14 protein-coding genes are annotated in these 15,006 nt (G+C 49.3%); 5 read left to right on the forward strand and 9 right to left on the reverse strand.

What is annotated here, in order from left to right:
- Positions 1-521 precede the first annotated feature (521 nt).
- Complete coding sequence (locus ACR0LN_RS23015; RefSeq protein WP_480433027.1) at positions 522-1,541, forward strand: helix-turn-helix domain-containing protein; 1,020 nt, start codon at positions 522-524, stop codon at positions 1,539-1,541.
- A 47-nt stretch (positions 1,542-1,588) separates the two neighbouring features.
- Here the strand turns inward: ACR0LN_RS23015 and ACR0LN_RS23020 are convergent, their stop codons facing one another.
- The 3 genes from ACR0LN_RS23020 to ACR0LN_RS23030 form a co-directional block, all read right to left on the reverse strand.
- On the reverse strand, positions 1,589-2,104 hold the full coding sequence (locus ACR0LN_RS23020) for a hypothetical protein (RefSeq protein ID WP_480433028.1): 516 nt from the start codon (positions 2,102-2,104) through the stop codon (positions 1,589-1,591).
- 233 nt (positions 2,105-2,337) lie between these two features.
- Positions 2,338-3,297, reverse strand: a complete 960-nt coding sequence (locus tag ACR0LN_RS23025) for a hypothetical protein (RefSeq protein ID WP_480433029.1) — start codon at positions 3,295-3,297, stop codon at positions 2,338-2,340.
- Positions 3,298-3,459: 162 nt separating this feature from the next.
- A complete protein-coding gene (locus tag ACR0LN_RS23030) occupies positions 3,460-4,158 on the reverse strand; it encodes a GAP family protein (RefSeq protein WP_480433031.1) in 699 nt (232 codons plus the stop codon).
- 468 nt (positions 4,159-4,626) lie between these two features.
- Between ACR0LN_RS23030 and ACR0LN_RS23035 the strand changes: the two genes are divergently transcribed.
- Positions 4,627-5,061 carry a hypothetical protein gene (locus ACR0LN_RS23035; RefSeq protein ID WP_480433033.1) on the forward strand — a complete coding sequence of 145 codons (435 nt, stop codon included), beginning with the start codon at positions 4,627-4,629 and terminating at the stop codon, positions 5,059-5,061.
- A 170-nt stretch (positions 5,062-5,231) separates the two neighbouring features.
- Here the strand turns inward: ACR0LN_RS23035 and ACR0LN_RS23040 are convergent, their stop codons facing one another.
- From ACR0LN_RS23040 to ACR0LN_RS23060, 5 genes are all read right to left on the reverse strand, one after another.
- Entirely contained in the window at positions 5,232-5,675 is a 444-nt protein-coding gene (locus tag ACR0LN_RS23040) for a hypothetical protein (protein ID WP_480433034.1), read from the reverse strand.
- Positions 5,676-6,020: 345 nt separating this feature from the next.
- The gene (locus ACR0LN_RS23045; RefSeq protein WP_480433036.1) at positions 6,021-7,361 is read right to left on the reverse strand and encodes a mechanosensitive ion channel family protein; all 1,341 of its coding nucleotides are present in this window, start codon (positions 7,359-7,361) and stop codon (positions 6,021-6,023) included.
- 402 nt (positions 7,362-7,763) lie between these two features.
- Entirely contained in the window at positions 7,764-8,528 is a 765-nt protein-coding gene (locus tag ACR0LN_RS23050; RefSeq protein ID WP_480433037.1) for a hypothetical protein, read from the reverse strand.
- Positions 8,525-9,403, reverse strand: coding sequence for a hypothetical protein (locus tag ACR0LN_RS23055; RefSeq protein WP_480433039.1), 879 nt, complete (start codon positions 9,401-9,403; stop codon positions 8,525-8,527). The genes ACR0LN_RS23050 and ACR0LN_RS23055 overlap by 4 nt, the downstream gene beginning before the upstream one ends.
- 445 nt (positions 9,404-9,848) lie before the next feature.
- The gene (locus ACR0LN_RS23060) at positions 9,849-11,390 is read right to left on the reverse strand and encodes a hypothetical protein (RefSeq protein WP_480433040.1); all 1,542 of its coding nucleotides are present in this window, start codon (positions 11,388-11,390) and stop codon (positions 9,849-9,851) included.
- 528 nt (positions 11,391-11,918) lie between these two features.
- Here ACR0LN_RS23060 and ACR0LN_RS23065 point away from each other — a divergent pair.
- Together ACR0LN_RS23065 and ACR0LN_RS23070 are read left to right on the forward strand one after the other, a co-directional pair.
- Complete coding sequence (locus ACR0LN_RS23065) at positions 11,919-12,524, forward strand: outer membrane protein (protein ID WP_480433042.1); 606 nt, start codon at positions 11,919-11,921, stop codon at positions 12,522-12,524.
- Between the two features lie 221 nt (positions 12,525-12,745).
- Complete coding sequence (locus ACR0LN_RS23070; protein WP_480433044.1) at positions 12,746-13,393, forward strand: sulfotransferase family 2 domain-containing protein; 648 nt, start codon at positions 12,746-12,748, stop codon at positions 13,391-13,393.
- A 276-nt stretch (positions 13,394-13,669) separates the two neighbouring features.
- On the opposite strand, the gene ACR0LN_RS23075 is transcribed toward ACR0LN_RS23070, so the two are convergent.
- Positions 13,670-14,335: a YrbL family protein gene (locus ACR0LN_RS23075; RefSeq protein ID WP_480433045.1), complete on the reverse strand. Its 666-nt coding sequence runs from the start codon at positions 14,333-14,335 to the stop codon at positions 13,670-13,672.
- A 359-nt stretch (positions 14,336-14,694) separates the two neighbouring features.
- On the opposite strand from ACR0LN_RS23075, the gene ACR0LN_RS23080 reads away from it, so the two are divergent.
- Positions 14,695-14,931, forward strand: coding sequence for a hypothetical protein (locus tag ACR0LN_RS23080; RefSeq protein WP_480433047.1), 237 nt, complete (start codon positions 14,695-14,697; stop codon positions 14,929-14,931).
- Positions 14,932-15,006 lie beyond the last annotated feature (75 nt).

Here is a 15,006-nt window from a genome sequence, read left to right on the forward strand (position 1 = left end):
TTGGGAGCGCGTTTGCCAAGGCGCCGGTAACCCAAACAGTGGACGACTTTTGCTCCGCCCAATGGCAGACTTTCTCACCGCCGTTGACATCTCCTGAGGCGGGTGAAACGATCGCCAGCCTTTTCGGCACAATGTCCAATGCTTCGCTGCGCCCCTGAAGGTCTTGTGGCTATGGTTTTCGGCAGAGCTAAAAAGAGTCTGATCAACTTAGTGGTGTCTGTGTCGCGATAGATATTCGCCTTTTCAGAGGTGCCAAGCCCATCGTGAAAGGTCGCGGAATAAGTAGAGTTCGGACCGTTTCAATACCGGTCTTGCCAGCTGTTTTGACTGGCACCGATTCTTTGACGGATACTGCCTATGCGTTGGAAAGAAACAGGCTATCAGCAAAGGACCTCTTATCAATTATGGGCACTATTAGCGCCAGCTTTGCAATTGGAATTGGATTATCGTTAAATTATCAAAAATCGCAGCTCTGGTAGAACTGTGCATCAGGACTGCTTAGCGTTTTACTGGAACTGCTTATGGGCGTCGACAATACGTGGCTGAGGCATTTTGCTGGGGCGTTTGAAAAATGCGCTCCGAATGCCAGCGTATTCAATGAATTGATAAAGGAATCTGGGCTAATACGTGGTGAAATAAATGAGGCCGCCCATCAAATTGATCCGTACAAAGAAGGCGAATTTGTTCGTTTAGCTTGCGACCAGTTGAATAACCCGGCTTTTGCCACCGTGGTTGGCTTAGTATTTAAATCACCGCGCGATATTGTCTGGTATATAGCAAAATACTCACGAAACCTAAGGGAAGCTATTGAAAACGCATCGTATTATGGTGCATTGGTTGATGACACCATTAACTACAGTCTGGTTGTGTCAGGAAATTGTGCTTCGCTTCAGATGCAAATTATTGACGGGGGACTCGTCAAATTCCACCGACGGACAGAGTTTATTGTTTTCTCGGCGCTTTCGCTACTGCGTGTGGTTACGAATGCTCCTGTCCAGCCTCTGGAGGTTCGGTTCCAACATATGGTCAAATCAGCAGGACCCGAAATTCAGAGAGCGGCCGGGTGCACTGTATCCTTTGATTCCGAGAAGACCGAACTCATCCTGTCGTTGTCATCTCTTGACCTTCCCATACCAACTTATGACCCAGCTCTCAAAAAACACCTGTCTGACTACGGCGACAAACTCTTGAAAGAAACTGCCGGGCGTGCGCCTAGTACACGAAGCAGGGTAGAAGAACTGCTTTTGAACGCGTTGCCCGGGCGAATACCGAGTGTGCAAGAAGTGGCCGTAAATGTAGGTCTCAGTACACGATCATTGTCGCGGCACCTCAATGAGGAGGGCCTGAGTTTTCGTACTATTGTCCGTAATATCAGGTGTGATCTTGCGAAGACGTATCTCAAGGACGGGTTCGGCATCGGAGAGCTTGCATTTTATTTAGGTTTCGCCGACCAGCCCGCATTCTCCACCGCATTCAAACGTTGGACCGGTTTAACACCGCGCGAATTTCAAAGGCGAAACCAGGCTGACACATTGTCCTGACTGTTGCCTTTGGAGTTAAACGAAACATGAGATACGCGTCCGTTTCACTAGTGTGTAACCGAGGAAACTTGGGTGACTACACATTCCGAAATCTGTGGCGCTTTCCACAGGACAAGCTCATTTGGTTCGCCATTTTCGATGACCATTGCCACCGCACTTTTGGGGATTCTAGTTTCAAGGATGATCGGAGTTTTGGTTGTTAAGCCATGACATCCAATTGCATAGTCCAAAGCTGCATCATAGTTTGTTGTCCAAGACAACCCGACTTCCTTTCCCAGGCTTTGACCACGAAAAACCGAGATCTCTCTGGGAAGCTGATGCCATTCCGCAGTTGGACTCCAACAAGACTTTCGCTTTTCGGCGTCCATTGCGTGAACAAACATGGTGTGATTAATTCTTTCGAACCCACCCCACAAACCCTGCAGCAAGGGCCAGAAATCCGCACTGGAGATTTCATTTTCAAGCAACATTTCGACAACGGCATCTGCGCGCTGATCGGCATCGTAGTGTCTGTTCAAATGCATATTGATTACTTCGACGGCACTGACTGCTTCGGTCTTCATGACTGACGCTCCAATTCTATCTCTGTAACTTGCAAAGCACCCTGTGTGGCGCTGTCATCCAATATTGGTTGGGATTGTCCATTCACTCATTTGAGTTCTAGCCAAAAGTTTTTCTTTTTAGGCCAAAGCGTGATGAAAACTTACACATCCATGATTGACCGAGGCTTCGACCGCAGTGATCGTAACTTTCGACGTGACGATTGGTTTTAGTCAGAAAAACTCTGAGTGCGGTACTAAAATCTGAGACCGAGCCCTATGGAAAATCCGTCGAAATTTTCCGCAACAACACCGTTCAGCATTATTCGCCCAGCTTTGACTGCGGGGATGCCTAGTCGCCTGGTGTCTAACTCAACGCCAACGCCTGCTGTTGCCAGCCAGTCCGTATCCAGAACCTCAGCGGCATCTCCATGGTAATACACCAACCCTGCATCCAGCACGAGCTGGGTCGATAGGTTGAAGAGTTCCACATTCTTCAATGGATAGCGATGGCGCGAAAAAAACGTTGTCTGGTTGGAATTTGCTTTGGCGTCCCCGGCCTGTGGTTCATCAATGGGATGAAATTCAAGGAATGTTTTGCGAAACCGGTATTCAGCTTGCCAAAGTCCATACTTGGCTTCTCGATAGAGTCCGACAGACGCACCAACACCCAGTGCGTTCAAATCACCATCAATCGGGTCAGTTGTCCCTGAATTGAGAGGCAATATTTGGAAGTCTATTATTGATGCATCTGCGGTAACGTGACCGATCGAAAAATGACCGACAGGACGAAGGTGCCAGTCACTACCTAATGGGAACTCCCAGCCTATTCCGACAGTGGCGGCCACGCTTGCCCAGGTGACGTCCACGTCCACGCCAGGTGCAATTTCGGGAAAGATGACAACCGGGTTGTAGACTTGGTAAGCTACAAGCCCTTCAAGATAGAGGCCGTTTTGAAGCGGATGAAAGCCACCTCGAAGCTGAGTTGACCGAAGGCTGTTGGTGTCGCCTGATGCTCTTAAGAAAGAAAACGAAGACAGTGTCTCATTCGGCGTTGCTGCAATGCTTAAGACCGAAAGCGCTGCGCGAGCGGCTGCTTCCGATGCATCCGGATCAACAGTTTGCGCAGTCGAGGCAGATGCGAGACCCAAAATTGCAAAAGACGTACAAACCTGGGTCGCCTTTAGTAATGGCTGATCGGGTTCTCGACGCGTCACCTGATTTCGTTTGCCCTTCCTAGATTGCGTAGGCATGAGCGTCAGCGCTTATAAAATGTGCCCCAGTCGAACCCGTTGGGCTGCCTGTATTCCGCAGAAACGTCTTTACATGAAAAAAGCTACTGAGAAGCAGAAGACTTTTTCTAAGCAGTATGTTTGACATCAAACCAAACCGGATCCAGTCAAAAAGTACTTGATTGCATCGACTATAAACGCCAACCCCAAGATGCCGAACAATAGCGGGACAAACCACGACGCAGTGGTGCTTATAAACCGATTTAGCGCTTTCAATTTGTCCACAATCGAATTTCCCACCAGAGCATATGCAAGCGGAATAAGTGCAAACGGAAGTGCATACAGAAGATTATAGATCAGCAAACCCAGGGGTTTGGATTGTACATCAAATCGGAACATCTCATTGATAAAACCAAAGTAGGGTACGGCAAACGGCATCCCTACAACACAAAGTGTTGCGCCCATTGCGAAGGATGGCAGCACACCCTCCTTCTGCTGGCGGGCCTCAGATCGGGCTGATTGTTTGTCCATTTCGGCACTTGTGCTCACCCTGAAAGCCAGACCGAGTAGAACCAAGCCGAGAAGAAAACCAATGACGAAATTGATAGGCGTCGGATTCACAAACCCCGTGACGACAAAGTCCACTGCCGGAGCGAGCAGTTCCGCAAGCCCGTAGACGATCAGAATCCCCATAACAAAATACGCGATTGTATGACCCAAGATAAGCGCGATGCTATTTGCAATTGGTCGGTTGCCGGTCAGAGCAAAAGCAGTCGCAGCCAGAAGGACTGGACTGACGACGTCAACCAACAGAATAGGTATTCCAACCACCCAAATGTCACTCATTCGCTGTCCCGTACAATCGATCTTTTGCCTATCTGGGAAACCTTGGCTTTTTTTGTTTGCCTGTTCCCACACTCCGCCAAGGGTGATGTCTCGCGAACATGAAGGACACTGGCCTAAACCACAATCTCCTCCTCCCTTCGGAGATATTTTAGCCCAATTTGATGGCCTTACATGAACAGTTTATCCATCTTTCGTTTCTCTGCAAATTCTCAGCGTCCTGAGTCTCCGCACGCGTACACAGTACATTTTTTTAGGGGGAGGCTATCTTACAGAGGCATTCTCAAAGCGACGCAGCCCCAATTGAGAATGGAGCAGGTAATCGAAAATTTGGCTGAGCGGCACGTCAAACTGTCCGGCTTTCCCGCACGCAAATTGGTGTAATTTACAGTTACGCTACCGTAGGAAACCTGCTGGTTGCAGCCGCCCTTTCCAACTTCTGTTCTGTGAAAACGGAAACAGGAGCGAAAGATGTCCCAATTTGAACTTCTGGAAATCTTGAGGGATCAATACCCTTCCACCACTGCTGCAGCTCATAATCTTGTGCTTAAGGCATCAGAACTGAGGCTTGCCCGTGAAAACCAAATCTGGATTGACTTTCAAGGGGCCAACAAAGCGCAAGTCGCGTTCGAAAACGCTATGTGGGAAGCATTGCTTTGGGCCGCGCGGGAATCCAGAGAAACGAGCGCAGAGCGGCTGTTCAAGTTCATGGCCAACTTTATTGCTCAGTTTGCGCTGGCTTGCCCTAGCTGGAATAGCGCCTTTCCTCAAGTGACGGACTATTTGCTTGAAGCCAGCGAAAAAGAGGCGTCCTTGCTGGTCGACGTGCTTGCTCAAGTCAAACGAGAGCATTTGCTAGTTAGAGGCGTAGGTCGACCAGCGCTCGAGAATTTACTCCCGGCTTGAGCGAATAGAGTCTAGCTGACGAAGTCAAGTCAGAGCCAAACCAGTTGATCGCCCGGCAGGTTCTCTAGAAACCAGATAGGTTAACTCTGTCGGGCGGTTTCAGCCCAAACGGCCGAAATTTGTTTGCTGGAACCTCAATGCGAAGCTTCAGCGGAACTATTCTACGCGAGCTACAAACGTTTCCCAATTCGCGCACGCTCATACTTAGACAACATATGTGTTGCTGCTATAGCCACCAGCCAAATAAGTGATGAGCCAAGTTTTTCTGCGGCAGCAATTGGTAATACCAGAAACCCAAACAAAATTGATACCAAGTCTCTCGGTTGCCATCCGTCTGCAAGCAAATCGGGTAGTAACCCTATGAAGCTAGCACAGGCTCCGGCAACCAGAGTTGACAGTAATCCTCCAAAAAGCGCCAAAATCCATCCGCCAAAACTGTCACGACCGAACATGGAGGCAAGCAGGTAACCCATTGTTGCACCGCTCAGCGTCATCGCGACAACGTAACGAACGATAAGACCTAGGTTTTCTTTTGCCCATTCATCCTGCAGACCCTCTGGGAGGTCTCGAGACAGGAACAGCAGAAATAAGCTTGCCCCGATCAGCGCCATCATGATTGTTGGTGCCAGCCTAGGGGTCTTATTTCGTGTTCCAACAGTAGGCATTGTAGTAGTTCCTGGCCGAGAGCATCCACGAGCGAGATCAAAGATCTATCCGTCACGGTTCCAAAACAATAACCGTTCTTAAATCGCCTCGGGTGTCGCAAAATGTATACCTAGTAGAGCATACACGGAGATACTAGTGTTCCGCCAATATATAGAAAACAAGCGGTAGGAAAGCGCGTTTGCCAAACAAATGCACTGAAAAAGGAGTCTATACCGCTTGGCCCTTGAATATTCTTAGAATCTTAAAAAAGCCTAGCGGTGCAAAACGGCGGTCAACGCAAGCACTGGGGCAATTCAATCGTCAGACGAAGCCACTTCTTTGGTGTGGACATGTACGTCCATTTGCGGGAACGCGATAAAGATACCGTTATTCTGCAAGCGGGTTTTGCCAATCTCCGTCAGGTCCCACATCACATCCCAGTAGTCATCGGTTCGAACCCAAGGTCTGCAATAGATGTTCACGGAAGACTGACCCAATTCACCGACAAATATCTTCGTTTCCGGATTCTTAAGGCAACGTTTGTCTGCCTCAACTACCTCAAAAAGGATCGCTTTGGCGCGCTCAATATCATCGGTGTATCCAATTCCAAAAACAAGATCGACGCGTCGCACTCGGTACTTGGTAAGGTTCTCCATCGACCCCTGCCAAATAGACTGGTTTGGGATCTGTACCAGCCGATTGTCAAAAGTTCTAAGCTTTGTCGAGATTATGTTTACGTCGACGACTGTTCCAATTGTTTGGTTGATAGAAATAACATCACCCTTTGAATAAGGGTTTGTTGCTTGCAGCAAAAAGCCGCCAATCACGCTCTGAAAAAAATTCTGAAGCATGAATGCAAGAAGGAATCCAAGACCACCAATAATAGCCGTTGTGACGCCAATATTTACACCAAGTCCCCACATGGCGAAAAACAAGCCAAGAACAAGAATGCTCCAGCGAATGACGTTTGGTATCACAACTGCAGCAATTTCATTTTCTTCGTTTCGGCCGAGCAGCCATCTGCTTGATATTCTTTTCAGAATCCCGCTGAAAAGAAAAGCAACGACCAAAATTAGTATCGCTTGGAAAAGCCCGCTTAATGCCCTGAGCCCGCCCCTGCCGGATATCACCCAGTCCCATGAAAGATGAGCAATAGCGGACCATTGATATGAAAGCAAAAGCTCACCGATAAAGCCCTTGATAAAACCTTCGTGCTTTTTCAGTTCCTCTTCAGGGCCGCCTTTTCGATCCAAAGCATAAACCACGATGATGTAGTTCTGAAGGTCACCAATGTTTTTCTGGTTTATGGCCTTTATCTCGTCAACGAGCTCAGGAACCTGACCATCTGCGACAGTTTCCAGCCGAGTTAAACCCTCGGCTATTCTGGCGAGGTTTGTTTGGACCCGGCGCTGCCAAATATCTGCAATCTCTGAAAGATCGTCTGCACCCAAAGCGACTACATGCCGGGAGAGTACGTCTTCGTCCACATTCGCCTCGCTGGCGATTGCAACTGAGTTTTGATACGGGTCTGCGTGGGTGAGTTGCTGTGCTTTTGCTGTCCCCAAATTCAGCAGCAGAAAAAATGCGACGGATAAGGCCATACTAATAGCCGAAGCCGCTGCTAAGGTGGCATTGTGAAATCGGACCTGCTTCATGCATCTACTCGCAAAAATTTCAGTCTATTGTGGCACAGAATGGTATTGTTCCTGCAAGAAATACTGTCTCAGAAGATAATGTCTTTGCAGATCGGCTGCGGTTCATTGCTTCTTCAATCCTCAGCGACAAACGGATCTTTCAATTATTGTATCATAGTCAGGGTGGCGTAGGTTGCCGGCAGCGTATGGCCTGCTTGAATTGCACTGATGACCAAAACTCACATCTAACGCTGCGGCCAAACCCTAGACAGGTCAGCGTCTTCCGTTTTGATCACTGTTTTAATAGCAGAACCCAGCAGGTGAAACGTTACTATGGAGCGGTATTAATGACTGAAGTGATTGGTTTAGATTAGAATAGATTGCGTGGATATTATCACGTTTACTGGCCGTGTGCGAAAGCGGCTAAGGAGGGCCAGGGATAACTCCTTCCTCTTGCAAAACGCGTAGTACTCCGATGATCGTCGCAGTACTGGTATCGACTGACCCCCTAAGATAAGCTCCCAATCCGCCATCCCCAATTTCGCGTGGACCGCCGGTTTCATAAACTGGGTCCAAAGGTTCAAATTCTTCTGGGAAGGCGGGGCAAAATGGGCGTTCGCTTAAGAACCGTCCGGCGACCTCTAGTAAGATGGCACGCAGCGCTTCGACATCTTCAACGAACCCTTCAATGTCACGCAATTGCTCACGGGGTTGTACGGCTGCGTCCACTAACTCATAGGTTACGCATTTATTGCTGAACCGGGCTGTAGCTGAAGCTGAAAAATCAAAAATCCACCTGTCCGTCGGTTCGCCTCGTGCAAAGATGTTTTCTCTTGTCTTGGAGCATTCAAAGAACTGTGTATCAAGTTTGCCGTTGAGAGAAACAACTTCGCCTTTCGCTTCGACCACAAAGTCACTGAGATTTGTGCGGCTTCCACATGTGTCCAGAATTGGTTCTTCTGCAAGAAGTTCGGGCAAACGAGCTTGCAAATCACTAAAATCAAGCACCGCTTCGATGCCAACACGTGTTGGCGATACCGCGGTCATAACTACATTGAGATTATAATCAATTTCCGTTGTACCGACGACCAGCGTGTCTTCTATGGCGAACTCAGCGACTTGTGCCGTTGAAGGCGATGCGAGGACGATGCCGCTGAACAGAAACATCGCGAAATATGCGTGTCTCATTGTTGCCCCTCGATAATATCGCTCAACTCCATGACGCTAAGCAATTTGACAAGTGTCGTCGCGTCTGTGTCGATTAATCCTTGAATTTCGGCGCCAATACCACCCTCGCCAATTTCGAGCGCTCTGACGAGCGTGGCCTGCGGTGACACCGGTTTGAGTTCCCCCGGTACCGTTAAACAGACTGGATTGTCGTCAAAGTAGATCTCAGCTTGTTCTAGTATTTCAGTGCGTGCTCCACCAATGACACCGAATAATCTTGCGATAGCGCCAGTAAACCCGCGCGGGTCGAGGTCAAGCTCAACCATGGAAAAGCGCACACATTGGTCTTCGAGAAAAGCTTTCACCTTAGCATTGGCGTCAATTTCTTGCGTCAACCAGAGTCCACCCCGCTCTTCGCCCGACTCGTTGTTTCGACAAGAAAAAATGCGAACAAACAGTGATCCGCGCAGTTCAACATGATCTTCAACAGCCTCGGTCTCGAGGATTTTTACTGAAACTTCTCGTGAACAACTACTCTCATAGATACCTGATGCCAGTTCTGGGAACCGTGCCTGAATCGCCCTGAGGTCAGCCACGAGGTTCACTTGCAAACGGGTCTCTGTTGCTGGGTTTATTCCCGCATAAAACGCGACATTAAACGACTCCTCGCCAATGGGTATCTCGCTAGGAAGAAGAAGTTCGATGTCGCCTTTGTATTTTGAAGGATCAATGCCTTCGCCGTTTTCGGCGGCTGCCAATAGAACTTGAGGGTTCAATTCACTTGTAGGCTTTGGTCTGTCGCGTTCACAAGCGCCCAGAACGCCAAACAGGAACAATATGACCAAAGCGATCAGAATAGATCGCGCCGCCTTGGAAGAAATAACTGCATTTATCAACCGAAGACGTCCCATCGTGTCTTTGAACATCTGCCAGTAAGGAGTAATACAAAACTACTCTCTGGTCGAGAGCGATCAAAATTCCAATAATTTCTTGGAGTTGCTGAGATAGGGATAAGCATTCCAAAGATCAGGTTGCAGCCTGGATTCACGAAACGGCTTTAGTATGCCAATCTGAATGCAAAGAAGTCCGTTAGATATGGCAACCGAAACCTGCGCCTTCCTTCCTGCTCACTCATAGTTTGGCGACAAACATGCAGGGTTCCTTCTCACACCAACACAAAGTTTTCTGCAGACCCCAAACTCCTGGTGCGGCTTTTCAACTCGAATCGCGCTATTGTAGTCGAAGAAATCAAGGCACACTGCTGCGCTGCTAAGTATTGGGCAGCGAGTGCAAGGAGGGACCTTATGGTTTGGCCCTAGTGTCGCTAAACCAAAGTGCAGTCTAGACGGAACGCGCACGTTTCGTGCCTTCCCGCAGTAGATCCACCACGCCAGATGCATAAGGAAGATCATCAAGGTACTCTTCAAGGGAAAACTGCGTCGTAGGGAAATTCGACAGTGCGTCCTTCGCTAATTCCGTCTCACCCGCCATGCCGTGAATTGCTGCGATCAACAACCAGTCGCTGGCAATTTCACGAGCATCAATCTGTTCCACCTTTTCCGAAGCTCTGGCGTAGTTTCCGTCCTCAACTTCCCCCAAGCAGAGCGTAATATTTGTCCAGATCGGCAACAGCGGATTGATACGCAAAGCCTGTCTTACCATCTCCCCACCAAGCTTGATATCACCCACCAACGCAATCCAAGCGCCAGCCAACGCAATCAGCAAAGCACTGTTGGGATTGGTCCGAATTGCAGCGTCAATCAAACGATTGAACCTTTGGTTGTCTCCTGCCAAGAGTGCATATATCGCCGCTGCAAACAGAACCTCCTGGCATTGAGGGTCCAGGGCAACCGCCTTTTCGGCATGAGTTTGTCCCTGTTTAAGAATGGCACTCAAGCGTTTTTGGCCTAATGCCACCTCCTCTATGTATCCCAATGCCATCAGCGCGTGGGCCAATCCGCTTGATTCGTCGTTCTGTGTGGCTAAACGCGCCAACTCCATCATGTGCTGTAAGCTGCCCGACCTAGAGGTGCGAACGTGGGCGTGAAAAGCCAACAGAGCTTGATAAGTACTACTTCCTGCTAGCGAGCGGTCTGCAAAGCGACCCGCGCAATCAGTTGCAACCACCCCATAAGCATCAGCTAACTTTGTGGCACATTGTTGAGCAATTTCTTCTTGGACTTTGAAATGATCCGAGCCCTTTGGATTGATATCACGCCGGTCGGCCCACAGGACAGAGCCGCCAACGGTCCGCCTTAGTCGTACAATCAAACGCAAGTTGGCTTGGTCGTCCCGCACTGAGCCGTCCAGAACATAATCGCAAGAGGGCATGCTTTGGTCCTGAAACTCATCCGGGCTTTTGTCTGGATAGCCAGTCAGAACACGGATTTGAGCGAAACGTGCAAGTTCCAGAGCCAGTTCTTCCGGAAAACCTTCGCGGAAAAGCTTCGCGCTTGTTGTATCCGAACCGGCAAAGACACTGATCCCCAGAGTAGGCCAATCTTGATGATGCTCTGCAGATGGTTCTGGCGGTTCGGCAGTGTCGGTGTTTAACTCAAAAAGCGGGCGATACTGTCCTTTTGGGATAGATATGGCAACCGGGTCGTTATTCCCTGTCGTCAGATAGTAATAGCCCAGCGCCTTTCGCAGTTTGACGGCTTCAATCCTTACAACCGGATCAGAATTTGGATCAAATTCAGCGCCTCTTCCAAACACATCCATTGCCAATGCGGTGCCCCGTAACTCGTCACCGCGGCCTTCAAGTTCTCGATGAACAAGGTGCTCCAGGAACGTTTTTGTGCGTTCGCTGCAATGGAAATCCTTGGACGTTGTGATGCGTTCCAGTTGTTTTAGAATATCCGCTTTGTCGACATTTTCGGCCAAGACTATTCTCCTGCACTGTCACGAAGCAAAGTGTGTCAAACACGACTACTGTATAGCAACATGTAACTTCCTACCGCCAATTCCTTCTCCCTCCCATCTTAGAGCCACAGAAGACGAAAAGGTTTAATAGAAGGAGGCTACTGATGACCCACCGATGGATGATTGCGGGAATTGTCACGCTTGCGGTGTTGGTGACGGCTGTTTCAAGCGCTTACGCTGCGCACCAAGAGCAAGAGTTTCAACATCAAACATTCAGCGAAGGTTCGGGTCAGGCCAGGAGGTTTTAACTTCCGATCTGAACGTTGAGTCAAAGAAGACGCACACCTCGTTAATAAGTACTCAAATCAGTCGTAGTCATCAGACTATAAAGTTACGTTTATAAGAAGCTCATGGTGACGTTCTTTTCTCGAAAATTGCTCAAAGCATTGCTGTTTTGACACAGAGGTTGCCACCTTTTTTTATTGCGGATTTTCCACCCTAGAACAGCGCCAAAAACCTGCGCTAGTCTAGGGGTTAGGTTTAGTTGCTATGGACTTGATCATCATGACAATGCGTGCCTCAACAGTCGCTCTTGCAGTCGCCGCGATGTATCCGACGATCACAATGGCGAGCGATACCCAAGTTTCCGGTGTCTCAACACCGTTCAAAAAGCAGGCTGTTCTGCCTGCGTCAGGCGTCGACTGGACGGGTTTCTCCTTCGGTTTGGAGCTTGGCTATGCTCTTGATGTTGAAGGCACCAGCAGTCCGATTTACGGGGCGAAGCTGGCTTACGATTACGATTTTGGCAGCTTTACAATTGGTTACATCTTTCAATACACCCGTCTAGAGCAGGACATCGACGCTGGGTTCGAACTCGTTTCATACACTCGTCTTGGAGCGCGTGGTGGCATCGACAGAGGGCTGAACTTGTTCTACGGCAGCGCTGGCTACGCTGAAATCGACACCCACGCCCCCGACAATACGAACCCCGGTGACGGCAGCGGTTATTTCGTTAGCCTTGGCTATGAGCGTTTCATTCGGGAAAAACTCACCTTTGGGGCCGAGTTGCTGTATTCTGAGTTTTCAGATTTTAATCGCGAGTTTAGAGACGTGGACCTGACTGCGCTTTCTTTTTCATTGAACTACAGGTTCTGATCCCGTGCGGGATCCTTCCCCCATTCACAACCCCAGTTCGATTTGGGTAATGTCAAGGGTGCGTAGGCAACCATTGAGGAGGGGATGGGTGATGGTTTCGGCATTCTGTCGATACGCGTTTCTGCCTTCCATTCGGATGTATCAATGCCTCAGCTTATATTGCGCCAGACCTTCGGCGCATTCCTAAACACGCGTTATCGGCAAGGAGGCGTAGCAAATCGGTGCCAATCTATCCCAAGCTAAAGACCGTATTCGTTCATATTCCGAAAACTGGGGGATCAACGGTCTCTACAATTTTACGCCGCCCGGGTCACTTTAGTCTGACCAAACATGAACCTATTCCCGCGATCGACAAACACTCGTCAGTGTTCGTGAATTTGCAGCACTTGGGACCGACGGCAGAGAACTACTTTAAGTTCAGTTTTGTTCGGAACCCTTGGGATCGTTTGGTTTCGGCCTACCACTACATCATCGCGCGGCGCGAGAAATTGGAGCTGGTGACAAACAACGACACTTTTGAGAGCTTCCTATCGTCTTTCATCGAAGAGCCCTCAAAGTACCTCGAAATACCGTATTTCAAACCCCAATCTGACTTTCTCGTGAATGACAGTGGAGAAATGCCGTTGGATTTTCTTGGTCGCTTTGAAACCTTCGAGAAAGACCTGAGCGTTGTTCTGCGTGAGATCGGCGGTCGGCGTATGTTCTTCAAGCATCGGAAAAAGTCGAAGAGGCGAGACTATCGAGACTATTATTCCGCTGAAAGCAGCAAAGCAATAGGTGAGGTATACATCCGTGATGTTGAGAATTTCGGGTATGTTTTTAATGACGGCTTAATTCGCAAAAAAAACCTTGGGCTTCGAAAATTGTAGTCTCGGGGGCGGCAGGCAAAGTGCGGAGTTGTTTCTGCTTTGACATTGAACTTGCCCTGAGTGCTGTGGCGCAAAGGCACTTGCAAATTGCCGTTTTGCTTCCAATTTGATGCTGATTTTGGCGCTAAGAAGACGCGCCCACCGTTTGCTCTAGTGACCGCTCCGGAACGCTACTAGAACCCTAGTTTCATTTGTTGAATGTTCCGGTTGAACAGAACTGCTCGAACCGCGGTCCATTTCCCTGCACCTCAGTACCAATTGGAAACAAGTCTAACGTTAGCCTGAAATGGCTGGTCTTGTGATCTGATCGACCTGCGCCAACGCCTCCTCGGCTCGACCGACAACCACCTTGCGCACCCGGTTCAGGCCATAGGCATTTACCCGACTCGAGCACTTCCGTAGAGGCAAAGCCTGCTTGCACCCAAAGCTATCTATCCAGACGAACCGGCCTCGGTATGTTCCCTGTGTCTGGAACACGATGTTGCTTAGGTTCTTGTTGCTAACCACGACATGGTTATCGATCAGCGTATCGAAGAAACTATGCAACAGCGTCAAGTGCCAGGACGCGAGACGGCCTTCGTCAATCATCTGCCTTAATGTCGGGGGCAGATTTCCATCGGGGTCGGAGATGCGCTCGTAGACCAATCCCAACCCGAGGTCGGTTGGGACCGTTCCGTGAACCTCGCAGATTGGCAATTGCACTCCAGGCTGCTGCACACGAGCCTTTAGCTCGAGATACTCACGGAACTCACGCAGAAAGCCCTTGTACATGGTTGCTCGGCGAAATCGACGCTCGATCCGGTTTGCATTTGGGATATGGCCATGATCGTCAAAAGTACCGGGTTGCGGCACTTTTACGATAAGGGCCGGATCGCCCGGATGGGCGTAGACATACTGACGGTTACCCTTTGCAAGCACAGGCTCGGCGCTTAACTTTAGCATCTATCCTCTCACCGCGCAGTGGATAAGGCCTATCATATCGCACACTCGCTGTAAGAAAAGTGTATGTCCCCGAATGACAAAAAAATTTGTTGCATCGGTACTGGCGCCTGATCTGATCGCATTGAAACGTGACTGTGCCCGGTTCGGGTTCCGGGACGGCGTTCGCGGCACTCTGCTTGCGTGACGGCTGTGCGAACAAAGCCGTCAAGTTGGGAAAAGACTTTTGGATGCGCGGGAAGTCCAATGGCCTTACAAGACCGCCTACTATTCGGTGGCAACTACCAATAAGTTAAAATTTGCTTAAAACAGCGGTTTCAGTAATAGTTTTGGTATAGCCAAAACTTGAGGAGGGACTTCCGGTGTTTCAAAGTCTCCGTGCTACGATCGCCATTCTGTGCGTTACTTTTGCTGGTGTAGCCAACGCCCAGTATTATGGCCATGAATTCGAAGGTACTCAGGCCCCGATCCGTGAGGGAGAACAACCCGTTATTCCATTGGACACTGAAGATCCAACTTACAATGCGTGGCGCACACCCTTACCAAGCTTCGAAGGCGAGCGTGAAGGACGAGAACCCGGAATGGTGTTGTCACGTTAACCGTCGTTCGGTTGCTCATGCTTGGATTTGGACATAGGTGACATCGATGAATTCATCGTCGATCAGCTACAAGCA

The organism is Ruegeria sp. AA6 (genome assembly GCF_056542865.1).